The sequence below is a fragment of the Nocardiopsis halotolerans DSM 44410 genome, assembly GCF_000341065.1.
Taxonomy (GTDB): Bacteria; Actinomycetota; Actinomycetes; order Streptosporangiales; family Streptosporangiaceae; genus Nocardiopsis; species Nocardiopsis halotolerans.
This window is the reverse complement of sequence record NZ_ANAX01000366.1, coordinates 1-1,140: the sequence shown is the minus strand read 5'-3', so window position 1 is coordinate 1,140 and position 1,140 is coordinate 1. Positions and strand designations below refer to the sequence as shown.

The 1,140-nt window shown below is 70.5% G+C and carries 1 protein-coding gene; it reads right to left on the bottom strand.

Annotated elements, in window-relative coordinates; genetic code table 11:
- A partial coding sequence (locus D455_RS0126735; protein WP_017573733.1) for an acetyl-CoA carboxylase biotin carboxylase subunit occupies positions 1 to 1,140 on the bottom strand: 1,140 nt, incomplete at both ends.

Genomic DNA, 1,140 nt, shown 5'->3' with positions numbered 1-1,140 from the left:
GGGAGCGCTGCAACGCCTCGGTGCGGGTGCGGCCGGTCACGATCAGCTTGGCGACCATGGAGTCGAAGGCCTGGGGCACCGTGAACCCGGCCTCGCACCCGGTGTCCACGCGCACGCCCGGACCCGTGGGCAGCGCCAGTTCGGTGATGGTGCCCGGTGCGGGCATGAAGTTCCGGCCCGCGTCCTCGGCGTTGATCCGAAACTCCAAGGAGTGCCCGCGCACCTGGGGGTCGCCGTAGTCCAGTTCCCCGCCCTGGGCGATGCGCAACATCTCCCTGACCAGGTCGATGCCGGTGACCTCCTCGGTGACCGGGTGCTCGACCTGCAGGCGGGTGTTGACCTCCAAAAAGGAGATGGTGCCGTCGGTCCCGACCAGGAACTCGACCGTGCCCGCGCCCACGTAGCCGGCCTCGGCCAGGATGGCCTTGGAGGAGGTGTAGAGCCGTTCGGTCTGGTCGGGGGTCAGGAACGGCGCGGGGGCTTCCTCGACCAGTTTCTGGTGGCGGCGCTGCAGGGAGCAGTCGCGGGTGGAGACCACCACGACGTTGCCGTGTTGGTCGGCCAGGCACTGGGTCTCCACGTGCCGGGGCCGGTCGAGGTAGCGCTCGACGAAGCACTCGCCGCGGCCGAAGGCGGTGACGGCCTCGCGTACCGCGGACTCGTAGGCGTCGGTGACCTCGTCCAGGGTGTGGGCGACCTTGAGTCCGCGTCCGCCGCCGCCGAAGGCGGCCTTGATCGCGATGGGTAGGCCGTGTTCGGTGGCGAAGGCCCGGGCCTGTTCGGCCGACTCGACGGGGTCGGGGGTGCCGGCGACCAGGGGGGCGCCGACCTTCTGGGCGATGTGGCGGGCTTGGACCTTGTCGCCCAGGGCGGTGATCGCGGAGGGGGGTGGGCCGATCCAGGTCAGGTCGGCGTCGATGACGGCCTGGGCGAAGTCGGCGTTCTCGGCCAGGAATCCGTAGCCGGGGTGGACGGCGTCGGCGCCGGAGGCTTTGGCGATGGCCAGGAGTTTGGTGATGTCGAGGTAGGAGTCGGTTGGGGTGGTTCCGCCCAGGGCGTGGGCCTCGTCGGCGATTTTGGTGTGCAGGGCGTCCAGGTCGGGTTCGGCGTAGACGGCGATGCTGGTCAGGCCCGCGTCGT